Source organism: Kribbella caucasensis (assembly GCF_004361855.1).
Classification (GTDB): Bacteria; Actinomycetota; Actinomycetes; order Propionibacteriales; family Kribbellaceae; genus Kribbella; species Kribbella caucasensis.
This window is the reverse complement of record NZ_SNWQ01000023.1, coordinates 66,494-87,492: the sequence shown is the minus strand read 5'-3', so window position 1 is coordinate 87,492 and position 20,999 is coordinate 66,494. Positions and strand designations below refer to the sequence as shown.

The window sequence follows — 20,999 nt, the reverse complement described above, 5'->3', positions numbered from 1 at the left end:
AATGGTCATGAAGGTATGGAAGGTCGTAGGACTTGCGGGCATCGTCGGCGTAGCCGCCACCGGTGTGGTGATCGCGCGCGGCGAGCGGAAGCGGAAGGCGTACACCCCGGAGGAGGTCCGCGACCGCCTCAAGACCCGCGTCAAAGAAGCTGCCAACGCCTGAGACCGCGTGCCTGGCGCACCTGCGCCAGGTGCTGCCTGGCTCAGCCGGTACTACAGCCGCCCGCCCCGGCCCGATCCCGCATGCCAACCCGGCCCCGCTCAGAGGTTGTGTAGGGCAACGTCTTTGAGCTGGCCGGATTCGATTGTGGCGGTCTGGTAGGTGCAGTACGGCTGTGATCGTCGGTCCGTCGGCGATCCCGGGTTGAGCAACCGGAGACCGCGGCGCGTCGTCGTGTCCCACGGGATGTGGCTGTGTCCGAACACGAGCAGCTCCACGTCCGGATAGGCCCGTTCGCACCGCTCCTCGCGACCCTTCGCCGCGCCCGTCTCGTGCACCACCGCGACCGAGACCCCGTCGAGCGTTACTCGCGCGACCTCCGGCAACCGTGCGCGCAGCTCCGGGCCGTCGTTGTTACCCCAGCACCCGATCAACCGCTGGGCGCGCGTCTCCAACTCGTCGAGCAGGTCGACGCTCACCCAGTCGCCGGCGTGGATCACCACGTCGGCGCTGTCGATCGCGTCCCACACGGCCACGGGCAACTTCTTGGACCGCACCGGCAGATGCGTGTCCGAGATCAGTACCAGCTTCATCGTTCAACTATGGCAGTGCCGCGATCAGCTCCTTCTCCCGCTCGGCGCTGAGCCCGGCCCGGCGTTCGCGGTCCAGCCCCAGCTCACGCTCCCAGGCAAGCGTGTCCCGGAGAAACTCCTCCCGAGGTCGATGCGTCAACCCTGCCTCGACCGCGGCCCGCCCGCTACGGCAGGACCAGCCCTCCCACCCGGGCTCGGTCAGCCACATCGCCAACGACTCGGGCCCCATGAACTGCTCGACCTTCTGCTCCTCCAGCCACTCCTGCGGCGCGAGCACGACCGGCCCCGTATGACCGCCGACCGACCGCACCAGGTCGATCCACTCGCCGAACGGCACCACCGGCCCGACCGCGTCGAACGTCCCGGTCGCGCCCCGCTCCGCGCAGTCCAGCAACCAGACCGCGAGATCCCGCACATCGACCACCGCGGTCGCCAGATCCGGCGTATCCGGCACCAGCAGCGGATCCTCCGGCGCCCGCGCGGCCCGCGCCACCCACGCGCCGGCCCGATCGCTGGCGTCGCCGGGCCCGCCGATCAGCCCGGCCCGCGCGATCACCAACCGATCCCCCACGGCCGCGACCGAAGCCTGCTCACAGGCCACCTTCGCCTCGCCGTACAGGTCGCGGTCGACGATCTCCTGATCAGTTGCCTCCCGCAACGGTGCCGACTCATCCGCACCGGGGGTGTCGTACTTCTCGTACGCATTCCCCGACGAGACGTAGGTCCAGTGCTTGGCCCGGCTCCCGAACACGTCCAGGGCCGACCGCACGAACCCAGGCTGCCACGACACCTCGAACACCGCGTCCCACTCGCGCTCCGGTACTTCGGCGTACGCGTCCGGGCGGCTCCGATCGGTCGAGATCAGCGTTGCGCCGTCGACCGCGGCACCGCTCTCACCCCGCGCGACACAGGTGACAGCGTGGCCGCGACCGAGCGCCTGGGTCGCGATCTCCCGGCCGAGCCAGGCAGTCCCACCAAGAATCAGAATGTCCACGAACCCAAGCCAAGCAGGCCTCGCCGACAAAACCCATAACGCTCTGCTGAGGGCAGACACCCGCTTCAACTACAGCGATCGGACGGTGTTGGCGAGGGTGGCGCCGACGAGGACGAGTCGTAGCGCGCGTTCGGTGGCGTCGGTGGTCAGGGCTGCCGCGTGGGTGATGGCGTCCGTGAGGGTGATCGGGGCGGCGACGATGCTCGTGTAGGCGTCAATTCCGGCGGTGTAGTTGCGGCAGGCATCGGCACCGACCGTGCCGGCCAGGGCGATGACCGGCTTCCCGTGGAGCTTGGCGCGGCGCGCGACCTCACCAGGGATCTTGCCGTGCGGTGTCTGTGCATCGATGGCGCCTTCCGCGGTGATGACCAGGTCGGCAGCAGCCAGTCTGGAGTCCAGGTCGGCGTTGTCGAGCATCAACTGGTACCGGGGTACGAGCTGCGCGCCAAGGACAGCAGCGAGTCCGGCTCCGAGACCGCCCAGGCACCACTGCCGGGCTGCGCGGCGACGTCGACTCCGTACGTTCGCTGCAGCAGACGCGCCCAGTGGGCCATCGCCGCGCCCAGCAGGCGGACCTGCTCGGGTGTAGCACCCTTCTGCGGTCCAAACACCTCAGCAACACCCCTAGGACCGGTCAGGAGGTTGTGCGGGTTGCACGCCAGCAGTACCTGGGTGTGGCACAGGCGCGGATCAAGGCCGGCGGCATCGATCGTGGCGACCTCCCCCAGGTGGTGCCCATCAGGCGTGACAGGACGGCCGTCGGCGTCCAGCAGCCGTACGCCGAGCGCCGTGAGGGCACCGGCCCCGCCATCGCAGGTACCGGAGTCCCCACAGCCGACAATGATCCGTTCGCAACCAGAGTCCAGTGCGGCGCTGATCAGCTGCCCGACACCCGTAGTACTGGTCCGGCCTGGGTCGCGTCGGTCAGCGGGGACCAGGCGCAGTCCGGCCGCGGCGGCCATCTCGACCACCGCAGTACGCGGCCCGCGTCCGCCAAGGATCGCGAAGTGTGCGGGCACGGGCTTCCCGACCGGTCCCGTGACGGTCACCGGGACCAGCCTTCCGCCAGTCGCCGCGGCCAGGGCGGCAGCGGAACCCTCACCACCGTCGACCAGCGGTACGCGGTCCACGATCGCATCCGGGATGACCCGACGGATCCCGGCCGCGATCGCAGCGGCGACGGCGGCAGCATCGAGGGACTCCTTGAATCCGCTCGGGGCGATCACGAAACGCAGTACAGCGGGAGTGGTCATGGCCGGCTCCTTCATTGGTTGGGGCGGTTGACTTTTCAGTGCTGCAGGGGTAGGCCGAGGTGCGGCCATACCCAGAGCGCGAAGGCGATCACCAGTACTGCGAGCAGCGGTGCCAGCAGGACGGACAGGCGGGCCAGATCCGCCTTGCCGAAGGTGGGTACGTCATCGACGGTCGCGAACACGGCCATCGGCTTGGCAGAGGCCGGCAGCGTGTGGCAGAACCCGGCCGCAGCGGTGGATGCGAACGCGATGGCTGCCGGATTGAGGCCTGCGGCAACAGCAGCCGGGATGAGCACGGGCACGAGTACTGCGGACCGGGCGGAACGGGATTGCAGGACAAGGTGCGCCGCTACCGAGACGCCCACCACCACTGCCAGGAACCACACCAGCGATCCACCAGGGTTGGCCGGGAGCAGTCCGGCGAGCCAACCGGCCGCACCCGAGCTGTTCAGCGCAGTACCGAGCAGCATGGTGGTCGCCATGAACATCAGCAGCGGCCACGGCACCGTACCCAGCGCCTTGCTCAGTTCCACAGTGCCGACACGTGGTGCGCACATGGCCAAACCAGCGATCAGTGCGACCAACGCTGTCGGCACACTGTGCAGCCCACTAGTGCACCAGCCGACCACTGCCAGACCGGTGATCACCAACGCCCGCCGCTGGGGCCAGCTCATTGCCCCGTCGACCGTGACCCCTGCCGCATCGGCAACGTCGGCCCGGTCCAAGCACAACGCGGTACGCCGGTCGGTGCGGCGGCACATCACGGCCAGCACCACCTCGGCCGCAACGTGACTGGACACCACCGCGAACGGCAGTCCGAGCAGGAGCCATCGCCCGTACCCGATCCCGTCTCCGGTCGCCGCGGTGACCAACTGGTCGGTGATCAGGTGTGCGCCGGCACCGGTCAACGTGGCGACCGCAGACAGCAGGATCACCGTCGGGAACAACACAGCCAACGCCCGCACCACCCGGGTACGGCCCGCCAGCCCCCGCGCCAGGGCGAGAAACACCGGCATAGCCAACGCCGCCCGCCCCGCAGTGGACGGCACCACCAGCGCACTGCCCACCACTACCGCTGTACACAGGTGAGCCAGTTGACGCACGGTACGCGCCCTGGCAGCCAGCCCCACTGCGATCCGCGCGGGCAGACCGGTCGCGGAGAGCCCTGCCGCCATGACGAATGCGCCGATCAGCAACCAGACGATGTCACCGCCGAGTGACGCGAACACCTGTGCCGGGTCGAGCACACCGGCGACGGTCAGCGCGACCACGGCGACCAGGCCCACAAAGGTGTCGTCCAAGCCGCCCAGCACCCAGCCGAGTACTGCGGCCGTGAACACCACAAGCGTGAGCCGCCCCTCCGTCGGCAGACCTGCATCCGGCCCGGGCAGCACCACTGCGACAACGGACAGGACACCGACGGCGGCGAGCAGCCTTGTCGCTCGGAAGGCGTCTCGGGGCCGACCGGGTTGCACACTTGTCCGCTGCATCAGGAGCGTCGTGCCGGTATCCGCCATGTAAACAGCGTTGAACCACGCGATGAGACCCTGGTGAACCGCAAATGAGAGCTTGCTCAGTTTCGCGGTCGCCCGCCGGCCGGAGTACTGCGGGCCTTCGGCCGGAGTACTGCGGGCCTTCGGCCGGAGTACTGCGGGCCTTCGGCCGGGCACGCCGGGTGTGTGGGGTGTCTGCACCGAGTCATCGCCCTCGGCAACCTCTTGCGGACCGCGCCCGACGAGCGCAGTGTCGAGATCAGAACGCACCACTACCAGAGGGGGAGAACATGGCTGGTTTCGTTCAGATCATCGAGTACCGGACGTCGAAGCCGGACGAGATCGCCGAGCTCAGCGACGAATTCCGGAAGAGCCGCGAGGCCTCGCAGGACGGTCCCGCTCCGGGCCGGGTGATCGTGTGCGCGGACCGGGACGACCCGGGGCGGTACTTCATCGTCGTCGAGTTCGAGTCGTTCGAGGCGGCGATGGAGAACAACGACCGGCCTGAGACGAACGAGTTCGCCGAGAAGATGGCGGCGATGTGCGACGGACCGGTGAAGTTCTACAACCTGGACCTGATGCAGGTCCAGGAGTACAAGAGCTGACAGGGTTCGAGCGGACCGGGACGCCGGAGGGAGTTCGGCGCCCGGCCCGCTCAGGTCAGACCAGGTCCGCGGCGCCGGATCCGGTCGTGGTCGCTGAGCCCAGTTGGGGCCAACCCGATTCGGTGCGGCCCGATTGCGACCGACCGAGCTGGGGGCGGCCGATCGGCGTACGGCTCATCTGAGGAGGATCCGACTGGGGACGATCAGGCGTGCCCGGCCCTGGTTCGTCGCCTGGACCCGGTACGCCGCGGCGGTCGGCCCCGCCGTACGGATCAACCGGATCGTACGGAGCACGTGCACCACGCGGATCGGGTCCGCCGTACAGGTCGGCCGGATCCGGTTCGGGCGCGGAGTGCAGGTCCGGCCACGGACGGGGCGGCAGATCGCTGCGCACCGGCAGCTCCGGATCCGGGCCCCCTTCGGGATCGAGCCAGTCGACCTCCGTGGCGCCCGCGTGACCGTGGATCGCGATCACCGAGTCGATGCTGTCCCACACGGTCGTGGTCGGGTAGTCGCCGTACCAGCGGAGCGCGACGGCCCCGTCGGTGAACTGGACGCCCTCGGCAACAGGTCCGGTACCGCTCACGCCGGACACGTCATGATGGCGAATCAGCCGGAAGCGACGCGCGGTCATTTCGGGGCTACCTCCCAGAGCCGTTCACCCGGCAGCACACGGTCCGGGCCTGGATCGGGGTCTGGGGTCGGCTCGTTGGTCACCCGCAACCCAGCGAACCGGCGTTCCATGGCAGCTGCATAGCGGTCGGCCACATCGGCCGCCGCCCGGTAGTCCGCGACGACGTGGTCCCCGAACCACACTCGTACGCGGCGACGTTGCGGCCCCACCTCATCGCCGGACATCAGTGCACCCGGCGAGTAGGACGAACCTGACGGCGGGACCGGCCACCCGCTGGTGTTCCCATCGGCGGCGTCGAAAAGCTGTACTCCACTTCGATCACTTCCACTTCGCTGTGGGGATGGGTTCAAAGAAGTGACGAACGCCCCAACCCTTCATGACGCGACTTCCGGATTTCTTTCCCAACCGCCCCGGTACGCAGCGGCATGCCACAGGCGGCACGAGCACCGGCGGCCGACTCAGAACGTCCGTCACGGGTGATCGCCGGGCATCACGAAGTCGGTCTCACCCACGGGCGCCAGGTTTCGAGGTCCGGGTCGTCGAGCGTGATGCCTGGTTCGAAGCGATGCGTCCCCGCATCGGGCAGGTAGGCGGCGACCAGCAGCTCCATGTTGTGGGACAGCAAAGCCGGGGTCTCCGGCAGCGCGGCAACCAGTTCCTCGAAGGCCAGCCGTGTCTCGTCCGCCTGATTCGCCTTCCTGTTGCGGCTCTGGACGTCCACGGTGATCGGATAGCCGTCCATGGCTTGAACCTCATCCGGTTCTGGACCGTAGTTGTTCGGGCCGACGAAAACGCCGATCCACCCATCGAACGTCCTGGCCCGGACCTTGTACTGCAGCTCGCCGGTCCGCGGCATAACCCCGAGGTACTCCAACCCGAGCACATCGGCCACCCGCTGAGCGGCCGCAATCAACGGCTCATCCAGGGCCAGAAAGATCTCATCGCTATCCGACATCAACGCTCCTTGACAAGCTGACCAACCGTCCGTCACCAAGAAACTGGCGGCAGGTCGGGGAGTTCGATGTCGACGACGGGGGGCTCCTCCGGGTAGTCGAAGGTGGCTGTGATGCGGTCTGTGGTGATGAGGAAGGTGGCGTGGTTCCAGGTCTCTTTGGCGGATTCGGCCATTGCCTTGAGGAGTTCTTGGATGGACTCACCCAGGTCGACCGTGATCTCGATGGGCTGGCGGGCACGTTCTTCGCGTTGTTCTCGGTCTTTTTCTTCGTCCTCGTCGCGTTCCAGGAGGGCGATCTTGCCGTCGTGTTCGACCAGGATCTCGAACTCCAGCGGCTCCTCCGGCTGTTCGCGGGACTCCTCGTCCTTCTCCTGCTGCTTGCGGAATTCTTCGAAGGCCTTGCGAGCGACCTTGATGAGCGGCGGCTCTGACGACTCCTCGACAGGTTCCGACGGCTTGAAGGGTGCGGAGAGGCGTTTGGTACGGCCCTGGGCATCGCGATCCGCTACGTCGCCCACCTTGAGAGTGGCCTTGTTGCGGTCGGCGGAGTCGGCGGACGGGCGGTCCGTCGTACGGGAGTCGCCGATCAGGCGTTCGGCCCAGGATTTGGCCTTGGGCGGGGCCATCGACAGGTAGTGGGCGGCTGCCTCGCAAGCGCGCGCGGCCGCGTCGAGTTGCTGGGCGGCGACCGTCGCGCGGCCTTGGGAGGCGGCGATGGCCAGGGCGGCGTTCTCCCGGCAGCGGTCGGCGGTGCGCTGCAGGTGGAGGACCACCTGCGGTACCTCGTCGAGACAGTCGACCAGGCCGCGCGCCACCCGCTGCAGGTCCGACGGCATGGCTCAGATCTGGTCGGCGTAGCTCTTGCACCCGGCCGAGGCGATCTCCAGCGCCTCGGCGGCCTGTTCGACCGCCTTGCCGGCCGCTTCCAGGATCTCGGTGATGTCGCGGTCCACCCCGGTCGCGGTACCGGCGATCAGGCTCTCCACAAGGGCGCTGTGCTGGGTGAACCGGAGTTTGAACCCCACCAGGCCGCCGGCCGCCTGCTTGGCCTCGGCCGAGACCTGGTGCAGTTGTTCCTTGAGCCGCTGTACGTCGGACACTTCAACTGCCTCTTCCTTGGTTGTCGCGCTTCTTCGGCAGCACGATCGCCGTCCCGGACACCACCACCGGCACGATGACCGCCAGCCACCACGGCAGTCCGGCCACCATCGCGATGACGACCACGACCGCACCACCCCAGCCCCACCAGCGCGCTCCGGGCAGCCGGGGCAGGCCCAGGACGCGTGACGCGGCCAGCATCGTCACCGCACCGATCGCCGCGGCTTCGACGCCGGACAGGAACGACCCGGTGACCACCCAGACGATGACGAACGAGAACAGCATCAGGGCGGCGCTGATCGTACGGCGCTTCCGCCGCTCCTGCTCGGCCCGGGTGCTTGCCCGGACCTCCTCGAGCTGGTCGACGGTGTCACCGAGTTGCTTGGTCAGTTTGGTCGCGGCGGTCTCGATGTCGGTCAGCCCGCGGATCTGCGGCAACGGGACGTTCGCCCGCTTTCCGTCCGGCGGCAGCCCGGCCCGCTGCAGGCTCACGGCCGCCTTCTCCGCAAGCCCGTTGAGCCGGGCCTCCAGCTTGCGGCCGCGCTCGGCCATCGCAGCCGCTTCCGCAGCAGCGGTCGCCTCCGCTTGGGACCGGTTCGCCGTCATCCGGTCCTGTGCCTGCTGGGCGTCCGCGCGGGCCCCCGCGACCTGCCGCAGCGCCCTGGTGTACTCCGCCCACTCCTGCACTTCGGTCTTCATCGCCGCATCAACTCCAGGCACCTGTCGACCTCGTCCGCATGCAGCGGCGCGAACGGTACGACGACCTGCGCCTCCGGGTGCAACCCGTCCCACAGGAGCCCTCGGTGCGGCTCGGAAGCCCACCGCGCAAGCGGTCCGCAGACAGCACGCACACCGTCCTGCGGGTGACGCAGGAACAAGTGGGTCGCCACGTTGGCCCGCCCGTACCCCAACTGCTCGGTGCAGACGTGCAACCGGTTCCACCAGCCGAACGTGACCAGCCCCTGCGCCGGCCCGTCACGCACGATGTCCTGCAGCGCGTTCGCCGGCGACTCGAAGAACCCGTCAGCATGCGCCTGCATCTTCGGTACTCCGTGGAACCCGAACCCGAGCAGATACGTGTCCCCACCCACGTGTCCGTCCCGGACCGAGTCCCGCAGCGAGAACAGTCGCGGCGCGAAGTCCTCGTGCTTGTCGACCGTCTCCACTTCGCAACCGAGTTGCCGCAACACCTGGATCAGCGCCCCCTTGCCCTCGGCAACCGCAGGCGACGAGTCGGTTCCGTCCATGAACACGAACCGAGGCGGTACTACGGCTGCCGCAGCGGCCGACACCGCGAGCCCGGTGAGGACTCCAAGGGCATCCGCCGGACCATCACCGAGCACCAGTACTCCGGCCCCCGGTTCGGGCCGGACCTCAACGGCGACCGGTTCCTCCGTCACCGCGATCGGCAGCCCCATCCACGGCCGGCCGAGCTCCGGTTTCACCGCGGCCGCCGTGTCCGTCAGGCGAGCCGGTTCGGCCAGGTGGAACACGCGCGGCGGCCGCGTAGTACCGGATCTCTCCCACAGCTCGCGGCGCAGATCGTCCAGCACGGTCTTCTCCGCGAAGCTCACCAGAACGTGCTGGTTGTCGTCGGGCGAACCGAAGTTCGCGTTCAGCACCGCCTCGCCGCGGAACTGCAACTCGGCCGCGGCCGTGTTCCCGGTCCGCAGGATCGCCTGCGCATCGGCCGGAGTAGTCTTCAACGCGATCCGGTAAGGCACCTGCCCGAAGATCGAGTCGCGCCGCGTCGACAACCGCTTGACACCCTCGATCGTCTGGGTCGCGAGCACCACGTGAACGCCGTACGCGCGCCCGAGTCGGACCAGCCGCTCCAGCAACTTGGCCGCCTCGTCGGCAAGGTCGTCGTCGTCCTCCAGCAGCACCTGGAACTCGTCCAGTACGGCGAGGATCCGGGGCGGCCGGTCGGGGCCGATCGGGAGTTCGGCGATGTCGGCGACGTTGCCGTGCGACTTGAAGATCTCGCTGCGCCGCGCGAGTTCGTCCGACAGGTGCCGCAGTATGGCGAGGCCGAACGCGCGGTCGGAGTGCACCCCGAGCACCCGGACCTGGGGCAGCCAGTGCTCCCGCGCCGCACTCGGACCCAGCGCCGAGAACTCGACCCCGTGCTTGAAGTCGAGCAGGTACATCTCCAGGTCCGCCGGGGAATACCGGGCCGCGAGTCCGTGGATCATCACCAGCAGCAGGTTCGACTTGCCTTGACCGACGGCACCGCCGACGAGGATGTGCGGCAGCGCCGGGTTGCCACTGCGCAACCGGATCACAGCCGGCGTGCGGTCGTCGTACCCGATCACCGTGCTGAGCTCGTCGACGACCGGCTGCCACCAGGTGGAGCGGTCCGGGAGGGTCCGGCCGAACTCGATCGTGGGCAGCACCGCGATCTCGGCCAGCTCCGCGACCACATCACAGATGCCGGTGGCAACATTCGCGTCGAACGGCGGATCCAGTTTGGCCGGTACGTTCGGCAACTGCGCGACTTCGACTTTTTCGTTGGCAATAGCAACAGGTGTGAGCAGGTCGAGCAGCTGACGGGCGTCCACGTCGGTCTCCGAAGCCATCGACGGATCGTGGTGGATCAGGAAGCAGATCCCCCGATCGGCTCCGGTCGCCGCGAGCCGGACCAGGTCCCGTTGGGCAAGAGTGTCGATGCCGGCCGGGTAGTCGAACAGCACGATCAGCCGGTACGGATCGGTGGCCCGCCCGGTCTCCCGGATCAGCTCCTCGAACCTTTTGTGACCCAATTGCGCCTGCCGGCTGGCCCGCAACGACGAGACGTCCACCAGGCCGGTCAGAACCGCATGCAGTTGCTCGGCCGTGTGTGTTGCCCTGGGCACCAATTGGGGGTACTTCGTGGTCAGGTGCCCGAGCAGCCCCATCTTCCCGGTCAGCCGTGGATCGAACGCGTCGATCCGCAACCGGAAGGGCTCCGCCGCCGCGACCAACCGCAACGCCACACTCTGCAGGAGTTGCCGCGCCGATTCGCTGCGATCCGCCGTCACCTTCCAGCCGCTGGTCCGCAACAACGGCGCCACAACCGGAGTACCGGCATCCAGTTCGCCGACCCGCACGTACGACGGGACGCCGGCGCCGACTAGTTGCCTCGAGCGCCAACGTGCGTCGTTCGGCGGGATCGAGGCCAGACCGGGCGCGAGCTTGTCCGCCAGCAGACGCGCCGTGGGCTCGGCGGAGGCCAGGGCCTCCGCCGTCGCGGCCTCGACCAGTCCGCGGGATTCGCGGCGGGCGGCGGCCGTCTGCTCCTGCATCTCACGATGCAACTTCACGGCTCGTTGATGTTCGCCCCTGGTCAGCGACCGGGCGTTCTCGAGCAACTGCCCGAGGGCGTGCTGGAGACCGCGGATCCGAGCTTCCAGCACCTCCGGAGAAACCGGTCCGGGCACACTTCCCCCGTCAGGCTGCTCCGTCACGAGCACCGTCCTTCCACCTTCGCCCCGCGACCCTTAATGCCTGGGGTCAACCATGTCACACCAGCAGCCCCATGTGTCACTTCAGGCACCAGAAGTCTCACCTTCCGACCGGTCAGTCCGGGGCGACGATCTCGAGCTCGTAGCCGTCCTCGTCGTGCAGGAACGCGGCGTAGTGCTGCGGGCCACCGGCGTACGGGTGCCGGTCGGCGAACATCAGTGTCCAGCCGTGCCATCCACCTCGGCCAGCGCAGTCTGCCTCGGCAACGATCGCGTCGACCTCGGCCCGGCTGGCCGCATTGAGGGCGAGATGGTTCATCCCGGGCCTGAGCCGGTCGTGGTCGGTGGCGGACAGCGCGGGGCTCTGCTCGAAGACCAGGTAACTGCCGTCCGGGGCGGTCCAGATCTGGCCACCGGGCCAGCTGTCCGCCTCCTTCCAGCCGAGCCGGCCGAGGACCCAGCCCCAGCTCGTCAGCGTTCGGGAGAGGTCCGGGACCCAGATCTCGACATGATGCACAGCGGCGGCCATCGGAGCATTATCTGTGCTCGTCGAAACGGCTCGACACCGCCATCGAGACCAGCCCGGACACGACCAGCCAGACCAGCGCGGCGAGCAGCCACGGCCACCAGTGCCGGCCCGCCGCGACCTCCGCGGCGGCCTTGCCGAACAGCCCACCGGCCGGGGCGAAGACCAGCACCAGCAGCACGCGGGCGATCGAGGTCTCCTTGGTCATGACTTCATTGTCCGAGCCGATCGCCGTGCTCGCAGCGACACGGGCGCGCCTTCCCCTCGTTTCAAGCCGGTTTTGCACAGGTCTGCGGACTGTTCGGTTTTTTGTCTGTGGGAGGGTTTAGCGTCTTCCCTGACAAAGGCCCAACAGATCGGGGGCACGGTGAGCGGGACCCGGATCGAGACCACGGCGTACGGTGCGGCCGCGCTGGATCGGCTGCGTGACGTCGTCACGCGGCTGAAGGCCGACGACCCGATGAAGCCCGTCACGCTGCTGCTGCCCAACAACCTTTCCGGTGTCGTCGCGCGCCGTTTCCTCGCTCTGTCAGGGATCGCGGCGCTGTATCTGGCGACCTTGCCGCGGCTGGCCGAGCAACTGGCCGCCGGTCCACTAGCTCCACGCCGGCCCGCGACCCGCCCGATCGTCGCAGCGACCTGGCGTACGGCGTTGTCGAAGGCGCCGGGCGTTTTCGAGCAGGTCGCGGATCACCCGTCGACCATCCAAGCGCTTGCTGCAGCGCATCGGGAGCTCCGCGATCTCAGCGATCCCGCGCTCGACCGGGTTGCTGGTGCGTCGGCGCTCGGCCCTGACCTGGTCCGGCTGCATCGCCACGTTTGCACCGATCTCAGTGCCGAGTGGTATGACGAGACCGACCTGTTGCGGGCCGCTTCAGCGCGAGCATCGTCCTCCCCCGAAGCGGTCGCCGAACTCGGGTCCCTCGTGCTCTATCTACCGCAGGAGTTGAGCCAGGCGGAGGCGTCGTTCGTCGCGTCCCTCGGTCTCGCCGCCGCCGACCTCACCGTGATCGTGGGCCTCACCGATGTACGCCGCGCCGACCGCGCCGTACGCCGATCGCTCGAGCGGATCGGGATCGACCTGCCACCGTCGATCTCGAAGAACTACCCGGTCGCAACCGAGGTGCTGAACGCGTCGGACGCGGACGACGAGGTGCGGTGCGTCGTGCGCGATGTGGTCGCCTCACTGGAACACATCCCGGCGCACCGGATCGCTGTGCTCTACTCGTCGCCGACGCCGTATGCGCGGTTGTTGCACGAGCACTTGTCGGCCGCGCGGATCGAGGTCAACGGGCCGGGGACGCGTCCCGTCCACGAACGCGCGCTGGCCCGGACGTTGCTCGAGGTGCTCGCGCTCGTCGATCACGATCTGCCTCGGGCCGACCTGTTCCGCGCCCTGGCGAACGCGCCGACTCGGGACTTCACCGGTGAACGGATCCCCGTGCCGCAGTGGGAGCGTCTGTCCCGCGTCGCGGGCGTAGTACGGGGTGATGACTGGGACCAACGGCTCGCGCGGTATGTGGAATCGGAGCGCCGGACTGCGTCGCAGGAGGAGCTTGCCGAGGATCCACGGCCGGCCGTGATCCGGCGCGCGCAGTACAACGCGTCTCATGCCGGGCGCCTTCATGGGTTTGCGGTCGAGTTGCGCCGACGGCTTGATGCGGCGGCTGCGTTGTCGTCGTGGTCGGAGCTTGCCGAGATCGTTCTGCAGTTGTTCCGCGATCTGCTGGGGGACTATTCGTCGCTGCCCGTCGAGGAGCAGTACGCGGCGGTTGCGGTCGAGGCCTCACTGCGCGGTCTGTCGACGTTGGATGAGCTCGGGACACCGGCCAGCCTGACCGTACTGCGGGACGTGCTGGATCTGGAGCTTCAGCAGTCCCTACCTCGGGTCGGGACGTTCGGGGCCGGCGTGCTCGTGGCTCCGTTGTCCGCCAGTATCGGGCTGTCCGCGGATGTGGTCTACGTGGTCGGATTGGCCGAGGACCTCTATCCGGGGCGCGTGCACGAGGATGCGCTGCTCCCCCATCGGGTCCGCGAGGCCGCGGCGCCTGAGCTGGCGTCGGCTCGAGATCGGCTGGACGAGAAGCAACGGCACCTGCTGGTCGCGTTCTCGGCGGGATCGCGGGTGGTCGCGTCGTTCCCGCGCGGGGATCTGAGGCGGTCGAGCCGGCGGTTGCCGACGCGATGGTTGCTCGGCACCTTGCGCGAGCTGAGCGGCGACCATCAGCTGGCCGCGACGGTGTGGGATCAGGTCTCTTATGGCGACCGGTTGCTGACGTCGGCGTCGTACGCCGGATCGTTGACGACGGCAACCATGCCGGCGACCGAGCAGGACTGGCAGGTACGGGCGGCGGCTGCGGGGTTGTCGTTGAGCGATGTCGTCGTCGATCGGGCGCGAGTGTTGCTGCGGGCGCGGGCGTTGGACGAGTTCACCCGGTTTGACGGGAATCTGTCCGGCGTCGACGGACTGCCGGACTACGCGGTCGAGGATCGGATCGCCTCGCCGACGTCGCTCGAGTCCTACGCGACCTGCCCGCACGCGTACTTCGTCGAGCGGTTGCTGCAGGTCGAACCGTTGGAGGCGCCGGAGGACCTGCTGGTGATCTCGCCGCTGCAGATCGGGAACCTGATCCACCACAGCCTGGATGCCTTCGTGTCCCGCTTGGCCGGGTCCTTGCCAGGGTTCGGCGAGGCGTGGACGGCCGAGCAGCGATCGTTGCTGCTGGCAACCGGTGCGGAGCTGGCCGAACGGTTCGAGGCCGAAGGGCTGACCGGGCATCCGAGGTTGTGGCAGCGCGAGCGGTTGCGGATCCTCGGCGACCTGTTGGTCCTGTTGGAGGACGACGACAAGTGGCGGGCGAGGCACGACGCGTCGGTGGTGGCGAGCGAGCTGCGGTTCGGGTTCGACGGGGAGCCGCCGGTGGAGATCCCGGTACCGTCGGGGCGGGTGTTGCTGCGCGGATCCGCGGACAAGGTCGACCTGGGTCAGGACGGGACGATCTACGTCACCGATGTGAAAACTGGTGGCTTCTCGCGGTATGAGGCGATCGAGTCGGATCCGGTGGCGGCGGGGACGAAGTTGCAGCTGCCGGTCTATGCGTATGCGGCGCGGGCCCGCCTGGGCGACGAGTCGACGCCCGTCGAAGCGGCGTACTGGTTTGTCCGTAAGGGTGGGCGGCGGATCCCGGTGCCGCTGACGTCGGAGGTCGCGGAGCGGTATGTGCAGGCGTTGGACGTGATCGTGTCGTCGATCGCGGCCGGGTACTTTCCGGCGAAGGCGCCCGAGGTTCCGGACTTCTCGTGGGTTCAGTGTCCGTACTGCAATCCGGATGGGATCGGGCACAGCGAGGTGCGCGCGCGGTGGGACCGGAAGCGGTTCGACCCGACGTTGGAGCGGTTGGTGCGGCTGATCGATCCGGGTGCGCTGCCGACGTTCGAGGAGGTGGCGCTGGATGACTGAGCTGCTGGATTCCGAGGCGCGGGAGCTGATCCGGTCGGACACGTCGGCGACCCTGTTCGTCGAGGCGGGTGCGGGTTCGGGCAAGACGCGCGCGCTGGTCGATCGGGTGACCACCCTGGTACTGCGGGACGGCGTGCCCCTGCGGACCGTCGCGGCCGTGACGTTCACCGAGAAGGCGGGAGCGGAGCTGCGGGATCGGTTGCGGGTCGAATTCGAGAGGGCGCGGAAGGGGTCGGCCGGGCGGTCGGCGGACGAGGCGCTCGACGATCTGGACTCGGCCTCGATCGGGACGCTGCACTCGTTCGCGCAACAACTTCTCCTCGCGCATCCGATCGAGGCCGGGCTGCCACCGCTGATCGACGTACTGGACGAGGTCGGATCGTCGGTCGCGTTCGAGGAACGCTGGGCGGAGCTTCAGCAGCAACTGCTGGACGACGACTCGATCGCGGAACCGTTGCTGCTGGCCATGGCGGTCGGCGTGGAGCTGAAGCATCTGCGGTCGCTCGCGAGGCTGTTCGGCAATGATTGGGACCTGATCGGCGAGCGGGTGCTGGTGGAGCCGCCCGAGCTGGTGGAGATGCCTGATCTCAACGGGCTGGTCGCCGCGGCGGCTGCTGTCGGTGCGACGGCGGCTTCGTGTCTCGACGCCGACGATCGGTTGCTGCCGAAGGTGCAGCAGATCAAGGATCTCGGGGCGATGCTGGCCGCGGCCACCGACGCCGAGACGCAGCTGGCGATCCTGCAGAACCTGCGCGGCCTGAAGGTCGGCCGGATCGGGCGCAAGGAGAACTGGCCGGACATCAACAAGGTCCGCGGCGACTGCACCGAGATCGTCGAGGTTGCTGGTTCGCTGGTGGATCTACTGCTCGATGCTTGCCTACGGCACCTGTCGCACTGGATCGCCGTCCGGGTGCTGGAGTCGGCCGAGCTACGGCGCGCCGAGGGGCGGCTGGAGTTCCACGATCTGCTGGTGCTGGCGCGCGATCTGTTGCGGCGGGATGCGACGGTGCGATCGGCGTTGCAGGAGCGGTACCAGCGCCTGCTGCTGGACGAGTTCCAGGACACCGACCCGATCCAGATCGAGCTCGCGGTCCGGATCGCCGGCGGCGCCGCGGCCGACGCCGAGGACTGGCGAGAGGTGGAGGTCCCGGACGGGTCGATCTTCGTGGTCGGCGACCCGAAGCAGTCGATCTACCGCTTCCGGCGCGCGAACATCGCCACCTACCTGACCGCCCAGTCATTGCTCGGCGAAACGGTCAACCTGACCACGAACTTCCGCACGGTCTCCCCGATCCTCGACTGGATCAACACGGTCTTCGGCACCCTGATCACCGCCCAGGAAGACGCCCAGCCGACGTACCACCCACTCGCCCCACACCGTTTACCCCCGGACGAGGCGTCACCTGCCCCCACCGTCAGCCCAGCCGTACCGATCACCGCCGCGGGCGACGGCGTCGGGGCATCGCCCACCGACCTGGAGTCCGAGATCCACCTGCCCGGATCCCCCACAACCGGCGACCAGCTGTCCCTCTTCGATTCCAACGGCGACGAGCCCGCGCCGGAACCCTCACTCGCGACCGTCACCCCCATCCGCCCCGAGCTGACCGTCGTCACCTCCGCACCGCCCGCCATCCCCTCGATCTCCGCACCGGACTCCACCTCCGGCCCGGCCATCACCATTCTCGGCGCCGAACCCCACGACGACCTCCCCCGCGCACAAGCCTCCGTCCTCCGCGAACGCGAGGCCGCCGACGTCGCCGCCGTGGTGGAGCAGGCTTTGCGCGACGGCTGGCAGGTGTACGACGACAAACTCGAAATCTGGCGACCAGCCGGTGCCGGCGACATCGCAGTACTGGTTCCCGCTCGGACGTCGCTGCCCTTCCTCGAAGACGCCCTCGATCGCGCCGACATCCCGTACCGCGCCGAGGCCAGCTCCCTCGTCTACCAGACCGCCGAAGTCCGCGACCTGCTCGCCTGCGCCCGCGCACTCGGTGACCCGAGCGACCAACTCGCCCTCGTCACCGCGCTCCGCTCCCCACTCTTCGGCTGCGGCGACGACGACCTCTTCACCTGGAAGCGATCCGGCGGCACCTTCAACCTCACCGCACCGGTCGCCGACTCGTTGCTCACCCACCCGGTCGGCGAGGCCATCGAATGGCTCCGCCGCACGTACTACGCCACCCGCTGGCTGACCCCATCCGAAGTCCTCGCGAAGATCGTCGCCGACCGCCGGATGCTCGAGGTCGCCGCAACCGGTCCACGCGCTCGTGACGCCTGGCGACGCGTCCGCTTCGTCGTGGACCAGGCGCGGGCTTGGTCGGAGGTCGAACACGGCGGCCTGCGGTCGTACCTCGCCTGGGCCGCCCACCAAGGCGAGGAAACTTCCCGCGTCGCCGAAGCAGTCCTGCCCGAGACCGACGCCGACGCCGTCCGCGTCATGACGATCCACGCCGCGAAGGGCCTGGAGTTCCCCATCGTCATCCTCTCCGGCATGACCGCGTCCCCGAACCGCCAACGCGGCGTACAGGTTCTCTGGCCCCCAGCCGGCGGCTACGCGGTCAAACTCAAGGCGTCAGTCCAGACCGAAGACTTCGACCTGGTCCAACCAGTCGACGAACAGATGGACGACTACGAACGCCGCCGCCTCCTCTACGTCGCCGCGACCCGAGCCCGCGACCACCTCGTCGTCTCCCTCCACCGCTCAGCCACCCGCCGCCACTCCAGCAACGCCGAACTCTTCTCCTCCGCTGACGCCGTGGACGTCCCCGGCGTACACCTCCACCCACCGACACCAACAGCAGACGCGCCCGACTCGGTCCTCGTCGAGCAGCCTGGTGCGACCGCAGCACCCACCGCCACAGCCGTCGCAACCGGCTCAGACCCGGCCGAGCAGCGTGGTGCGACCCCACCTACCCCCGGTCGGCAGCCCTCCACCGAGGTCACTCCACCCCTCAACCGAGCCGAGTGGGAATCACGCGTCGGCGCAGCCCGCCAATCCAGCCGCCGCCGATCCGCCCAGAGCGCCTCCGGCCTCGAAGGCACCGGCCCCGACGTAGCTCTCGACGGCGCCGACCCCGGATCCGCGAAGGCCGCCCGCGACATCGAACTCCCACCCTGGTCCAAGGGCCGCTACGGCACCGCCATCGGCCGCGCCGTCCACGGTGTCCTCCAGGTCATCGACCTTGCCACCGGCAACGGTCTCGACGCCGCCGTCGCCACCCAATGCCTGGCCGAGGGCGTCGTCGAGTACGCCGACGTCGTCACCGCCCTGGTCCGCTCAGCCCTCAACTCCGAAATCATCCAACGCGCCGCCACCCGAGACCACTGGCGCGAGTCGTACCTGGGCGGCCAGCAACCTGACGGCACCATCCTCGAAGGCTTCGTAGACCTCATCTACCGCGAAGACGACGGCACCCTCACCATCGTCGACTACAAGACGGATGCCGTCCCCACCGCCGCTCTCGATTCCCGCATAGCCCACTACGCCCCCCAACTCCAGGCCTACACGGCTCTCCTCCCCACCCCCAACCGAGCCATCCTCCTCTTCCTAAACCCCACCACCGCCATCACCCACCCCCTCTAACCACCAGGCACCCCCGCACCCCCGAACCCCCTACCAAATTGACTGGACACCGCCCGCCTGGCGACGGCACCATCTCGTCATGACCACGACGAAAGCCCTTCTCCTGTTGACCTCCACCTTCCCGGTGGCGGCGCAGCAGCAGACCGGCCCGGCGCGGAGGCCTATCCACTCCCCCTCGTGATCGCGGCTCTGGTAGCAGGCCTGCTGGCCGGCTACGGAATCGCTATCCCAGTCGGTGCCATCGGCACCTACCTGGTAGCCCTCACCGCCCGAACCACTCTCAAAGTCGGCGCCTCAGCCGCTCTAGGCGTAGCAACCGCCGACGGCCTCTACGCCCTGATCGCCACCGTCGCCGGCTCCGCAATCGCCCCGGCCCTAACTCCCATCACTACCCCACTCAAGTGGTTCTCGGTGTTGGTCCTCCTCGCCATGGCCGCCCGCGGCGCCACCAGAGCGATCACCCAGTACCGCCGACTCCAATCCACCAACAACGCAGCCCAAACCCCACCCAACCCGACCCGCGCCTACCTCAACCTGCTCGGCATGACCCTTCTGAACCCCACCACGATCATCTACTTCACCGCCGTGGTCCTAGGCGCCCAAGCCACCGCCACCACCCCCAGCTACCTCCAGCAATCCCTCTTTATACTCGCCGCCTACCTCGCCTCCGCCTCTTGGCAACTCCTCCTAGCCACCGGCGGCGCCGTACTGGGCCGCCTCCTCACCACCCCCAGAGCCCGCCTCATAACCGCCCTCACCTCCAGCACCCTCATCACCGTCCTAGCCCTCCAAGTCCTCCGTTCCACCCTCTAACCCAACGCGGGCACAAGCTGACCACTTCGGCCTGTGCCCGCGCTTCGTCCCGCCCTCCAGCACCACCCACATGACCTGGATCAAGCCATCCTTCCACTGGATGGCTCACCGCTCCGGCTGGGCTAGCAAGTCCCGACCAAACCCGACTACTCCGCATCCACCTAACCCGCACCGGCCTCGAATTGGCACCTGTCCCACAGCTGCCTGAGCCACTACGACCCCAAACACCACCCCTTCGAAGCCGCCTGGCGCACCGCCCTACAACAACAATCCCCCGTTCGCATCCAATGGGTTCCCGAGCAAGCCCTCCACCTCCGCCCCCAACCCACAAGATGAGCCTCTCCGGCAAAGCCTTCCCGCTTTACGTAACCACTGGATCACCAGAATCGAAGGCGTCCCACAGAGATGCACCACATCCATCAGTTCCCGTCACCGATCCGGGTGAAGCCCAGCGAGCGCTCCCTATTGAACATCCTTACCTGCTCACAGAATCAATCGCCAGAACCATGGGCGCGTCCCACTTTGATCAAATTCCAACGTCTTGACATATTTGGTAGCGCGTTCTCAATCCAGGCCGCCTTGCTTGCCCCACCACTCAGTGTCCTGACGGAAGTCTCCCAGGCGATCCAACTCTTCATAGACGTGCTCTACGAAGACCCGTGGGAGGCGAAGATGATGATCGGTCAGGTAATGGGCGAGCCCATCCGGCCAATACCAGGTGCCATCGGTCAATTCGAGAGCACCATTTGCCTTACCACAGAATCGACAAGGGGACAACCCGCCGAATGCCCGGAAGATAAAGCCTCCTTGGAGATACTGTACGACCGTCTCTCGCTCGTGCAGATCCCAGTCAGGATCAACGAAGTTCGCCGGGTCAGGCCACTGCGGGGACGTAGGCCCACGCCAGTAGCCGATGAGCCTCAGCGTACCTTCTTCGGCTGGAACCATCTCCATTCACCTCCGTCGTAGAACACAAACGACTTCCCGGTTCCAGACGCGCCAATTTCTGTGGTTGGCGCCATAACGGTCACACCAAGTTCGTCGGCAAGCTCCTGCGCGAAGCTGCCGCTCGGGCATCCTGTGCTGCACGACAGCAGTCGGATGTTCTGGCCTTCGGTCACCGGTCCTATCTTTTTCGCTATTTCCTGAGCGGACTGCCCTGCAATGTCGTTCGGAGAGCCGTGTCCTATGACATCGTAATAGCCATCAAGGGGATACCTCTCCGAGTACTTGCTCATGTTCTGTATCGCCTTGTCCCGACCCCCAAAAATCGCCACCCCCGACATCGTCGGCAGACGGCGAGGCGACGCAGCCGCCGGCAACCGGCTCGATGCTGCCGCGATGGTGATGTTCACCGCTAGGTCGGAGCAGTTGCCTTTGAGGACGCAG

At 68.0% G+C, this 20,999-nt stretch carries 23 protein-coding genes; 7 read left to right on the top strand and 16 right to left on the bottom strand.

What is annotated here, in order from left to right; genetic code table 11:
- Nucleotides 1–7 precede the first annotated feature (7 nt).
- Nucleotides 8–163 carry a hypothetical protein gene (locus EV643_RS44420; RefSeq protein ID WP_166665693.1) on the top strand — a complete coding sequence of 52 codons (156 nt, stop codon included), beginning with the start codon at nucleotides 8–10 and terminating at the stop codon, nucleotides 161–163.
- 98 nt (nucleotides 164–261) lie between these two features.
- On the opposite strand, the gene EV643_RS35350 is transcribed toward EV643_RS44420, so the two are convergent.
- The 5 genes from EV643_RS35350 to EV643_RS35335 form a co-directional block, all read right to left on the bottom strand.
- Nucleotides 262–753, bottom strand: a complete 492-nt coding sequence (locus EV643_RS35350; protein ID WP_133804557.1) for a metallophosphoesterase family protein — start codon at nucleotides 751–753, stop codon at nucleotides 262–264.
- A 7-nt stretch (nucleotides 754–760) separates the two neighbouring features.
- Entirely contained in the window at nucleotides 761–1,747 is a 987-nt protein-coding gene (locus tag EV643_RS35345; RefSeq protein WP_133804556.1) for a Rossmann-fold NAD(P)-binding domain-containing protein, read from the bottom strand.
- Between the two features lie 69 nt (nucleotides 1,748–1,816).
- Nucleotides 1,817–2,167 carry a glycerate kinase gene (locus tag EV643_RS46570; protein ID WP_255513073.1) on the bottom strand — a complete coding sequence of 117 codons (351 nt, stop codon included), beginning with the start codon at nucleotides 2,165–2,167 and terminating at the stop codon, nucleotides 1,817–1,819.
- Nucleotides 2,164–3,000, bottom strand: coding sequence for a glycerate kinase (locus EV643_RS35340; protein ID WP_202869899.1), 837 nt, complete (start codon nucleotides 2,998–3,000; stop codon nucleotides 2,164–2,166). The genes EV643_RS46570 and EV643_RS35340 overlap by 4 nt, the downstream gene beginning before the upstream one ends.
- Nucleotides 3,001–3,035: 35 nt before the next feature.
- Complete coding sequence (locus EV643_RS35335) at nucleotides 3,036–4,763, bottom strand: SLC13 family permease (RefSeq protein WP_202869898.1); 1,728 nt, start codon at nucleotides 4,761–4,763, stop codon at nucleotides 3,036–3,038.
- A 20-nt stretch (nucleotides 4,764–4,783) separates the two neighbouring features.
- Here EV643_RS35335 and EV643_RS35330 point away from each other — a divergent pair, with 20 nt between their 5' ends.
- Entirely contained in the window at nucleotides 4,784–5,098 is a 315-nt protein-coding gene (locus tag EV643_RS35330; RefSeq protein WP_133804555.1) for a putative quinol monooxygenase, read from the top strand.
- Nucleotides 5,099–5,153: 55 nt separating this feature from the next.
- Here the strand turns inward: EV643_RS35330 and EV643_RS46110 are convergent, their stop codons facing one another.
- The 9 genes from EV643_RS46110 to EV643_RS35285 all read right to left on the bottom strand — a co-directional run bounded on the left by EV643_RS46110 (nucleotide 5,154) and on the right by EV643_RS35285 (nucleotide 11,962).
- Entirely contained in the window at nucleotides 5,154–5,732 is a 579-nt protein-coding gene (locus tag EV643_RS46110; RefSeq protein WP_238166025.1) for a hypothetical protein, read from the bottom strand.
- Nucleotides 5,729–5,956, bottom strand: coding sequence for a hypothetical protein (locus tag EV643_RS35320; protein WP_133804554.1), 228 nt, complete (start codon nucleotides 5,954–5,956; stop codon nucleotides 5,729–5,731). Before EV643_RS35320 ends, EV643_RS46110 begins: the two co-directional genes overlap by 4 nt.
- 266 nt (nucleotides 5,957–6,222) lie before the next feature.
- Nucleotides 6,223–6,687: a hypothetical protein gene (locus EV643_RS35315; RefSeq protein WP_133804553.1), complete on the bottom strand. Its 465-nt coding sequence runs from the start codon at nucleotides 6,685–6,687 to the stop codon at nucleotides 6,223–6,225.
- Nucleotides 6,688–6,719: 32 nt separating this feature from the next.
- A complete protein-coding gene (locus tag EV643_RS35310) occupies nucleotides 6,720–7,523 on the bottom strand; it encodes a hypothetical protein (RefSeq protein ID WP_133804552.1) in 804 nt (267 codons plus the stop codon).
- Nucleotides 7,524–7,526: 3 nt separating this feature from the next.
- Nucleotides 7,527–7,787, bottom strand: a complete 261-nt coding sequence (locus EV643_RS35305; protein ID WP_133804551.1) for a hypothetical protein — start codon at nucleotides 7,785–7,787, stop codon at nucleotides 7,527–7,529.
- Nucleotide 7,788: 1 nt separating this feature from the next.
- Complete coding sequence (locus EV643_RS35300) at nucleotides 7,789–8,484, bottom strand: hypothetical protein (protein WP_133804550.1); 696 nt, start codon at nucleotides 8,482–8,484, stop codon at nucleotides 7,789–7,791.
- Nucleotides 8,481–11,231 carry an FtsK/SpoIIIE domain-containing protein gene (locus tag EV643_RS35295; protein ID WP_238166024.1) on the bottom strand — a complete coding sequence of 917 codons (2,751 nt, stop codon included), beginning with the start codon at nucleotides 11,229–11,231 and terminating at the stop codon, nucleotides 8,481–8,483. Before EV643_RS35295 ends, EV643_RS35300 begins: the two co-directional genes overlap by 4 nt.
- 112 nt (nucleotides 11,232–11,343) lie before the next feature.
- A complete protein-coding gene (locus tag EV643_RS35290) occupies nucleotides 11,344–11,757 on the bottom strand; it encodes a VOC family protein (RefSeq protein ID WP_133804549.1) in 414 nt (137 codons plus the stop codon).
- Nucleotides 11,758–11,764: 7 nt separating this feature from the next.
- A complete protein-coding gene (locus tag EV643_RS35285) occupies nucleotides 11,765–11,962 on the bottom strand; it encodes a hypothetical protein (protein WP_133804548.1) in 198 nt (65 codons plus the stop codon).
- A gap of 159 nt (nucleotides 11,963–12,121) precedes the next feature.
- Here EV643_RS35285 and EV643_RS35280 point away from each other — a divergent pair, with 159 nt between their 5' ends.
- The 5 genes from EV643_RS35280 (at nucleotide 12,122) to EV643_RS47060 (ending at nucleotide 19,946) form a co-directional block, all read left to right on the top strand.
- Nucleotides 12,122–15,214 carry a PD-(D/E)XK nuclease family protein gene (locus EV643_RS35280; RefSeq protein WP_133804547.1) on the top strand — a complete coding sequence of 1,031 codons (3,093 nt, stop codon included), beginning with the start codon at nucleotides 12,122–12,124 and terminating at the stop codon, nucleotides 15,212–15,214.
- Nucleotides 15,207–18,797, top strand: a complete 3,591-nt coding sequence (locus tag EV643_RS35275; protein ID WP_133804546.1) for a UvrD-helicase domain-containing protein — start codon at nucleotides 15,207–15,209, stop codon at nucleotides 18,795–18,797. The genes EV643_RS35280 and EV643_RS35275 overlap by 8 nt, the downstream gene beginning before the upstream one ends.
- 177 nt (nucleotides 18,798–18,974) lie before the next feature.
- Entirely contained in the window at nucleotides 18,975–19,610 is a 636-nt protein-coding gene (locus tag EV643_RS35270; RefSeq protein ID WP_133804545.1) for a LysE/ArgO family amino acid transporter, read from the top strand.
- A 31-nt stretch (nucleotides 19,611–19,641) separates the two neighbouring features.
- Nucleotides 19,642–19,818: a DUF4291 family protein gene (locus EV643_RS47065; protein ID WP_370452419.1), complete on the top strand. Its 177-nt coding sequence runs from the start codon at nucleotides 19,642–19,644 to the stop codon at nucleotides 19,816–19,818.
- Nucleotides 19,800–19,946, top strand: coding sequence for a hypothetical protein (locus EV643_RS47060; protein WP_202869903.1), 147 nt, complete (start codon nucleotides 19,800–19,802; stop codon nucleotides 19,944–19,946). Before EV643_RS47065 ends, EV643_RS47060 begins: the two co-directional genes overlap by 19 nt.
- A 228-nt stretch (nucleotides 19,947–20,174) precedes the next feature.
- On the opposite strand, the gene EV643_RS35260 is transcribed toward EV643_RS47060, so the two are convergent.
- Both EV643_RS35260 and EV643_RS35255 read right to left on the bottom strand, forming a co-directional pair.
- Nucleotides 20,175–20,558: a hypothetical protein gene (locus tag EV643_RS35260; RefSeq protein ID WP_133804544.1), complete on the bottom strand. Its 384-nt coding sequence runs from the start codon at nucleotides 20,556–20,558 to the stop codon at nucleotides 20,175–20,177.
- Complete coding sequence (locus tag EV643_RS35255; protein WP_133804543.1) at nucleotides 20,531–20,965, bottom strand: DUF8616 domain-containing protein; 435 nt, start codon at nucleotides 20,963–20,965, stop codon at nucleotides 20,531–20,533. Before EV643_RS35255 ends, EV643_RS35260 begins: the two co-directional genes overlap by 28 nt.
- Between the last annotated feature and the right edge of the window lie 34 nt (nucleotides 20,966–20,999).

Bases quoted from the DNA above. Each gene is read 5' to 3' on its own strand.
- EV643_RS35315 (WP_133804553.1), bottom strand. From the start codon at position 6,687: ATGTCGGATAGCGATGAGATCTTTCTGGCCCTGGATGAGCCGTTGATT.
- EV643_RS35330 (WP_133804555.1), top strand. From the start codon at position 4,784: ATGGCTGGTTTCGTTCAGATCATCGAGTACCGGACGTCGAAGCCGGAC.
- EV643_RS46110 (WP_238166025.1), bottom strand. From the start codon at position 5,732: ATGACCGCGCGTCGCTTCCGGCTGATTCGCCATCATGACGTGTCCGGC.
- EV643_RS35275 (WP_133804546.1), top strand. From the start codon at position 15,207: ATGACTGAGCTGCTGGATTCCGAGGCGCGGGAGCTGATCCGGTCGGAC.
- EV643_RS35300 (WP_133804550.1), bottom strand. From the start codon at position 8,484: ATGAAGACCGAAGTGCAGGAGTGGGCGGAGTACACCAGGGCGCTGCGG.
- EV643_RS35320 (WP_133804554.1), bottom strand. From the start codon at position 5,956: ATGTCCGGCGATGAGGTGGGGCCGCAACGTCGCCGCGTACGAGTGTGG.
- EV643_RS44420 (WP_166665693.1), top strand. From the start codon at position 8: ATGAAGGTATGGAAGGTCGTAGGACTTGCGGGCATCGTCGGCGTAGCC.
- EV643_RS35350 (WP_133804557.1), bottom strand. From the start codon at position 753: ATGAAGCTGGTACTGATCTCGGACACGCATCTGCCGGTGCGGTCCAAG.
- EV643_RS35310 (WP_133804552.1), bottom strand. From the start codon at position 7,523: ATGCCGTCGGACCTGCAGCGGGTGGCGCGCGGCCTGGTCGACTGTCTC.
- EV643_RS35260 (WP_133804544.1), bottom strand. From the start codon at position 20,558: ATGGTTCCAGCCGAAGAAGGTACGCTGAGGCTCATCGGCTACTGGCGT.
- EV643_RS35290 (WP_133804549.1), bottom strand. From the start codon at position 11,757: ATGGCCGCCGCTGTGCATCATGTCGAGATCTGGGTCCCGGACCTCTCC.
- EV643_RS35285 (WP_133804548.1), bottom strand. From the start codon at position 11,962: ATGACCAAGGAGACCTCGATCGCCCGCGTGCTGCTGGTGCTGGTCTTC.
- EV643_RS35340 (WP_202869899.1), bottom strand. From the start codon at position 3,000: ATGACCACTCCCGCTGTACTGCGTTTCGTGATCGCCCCGAGCGGATTC.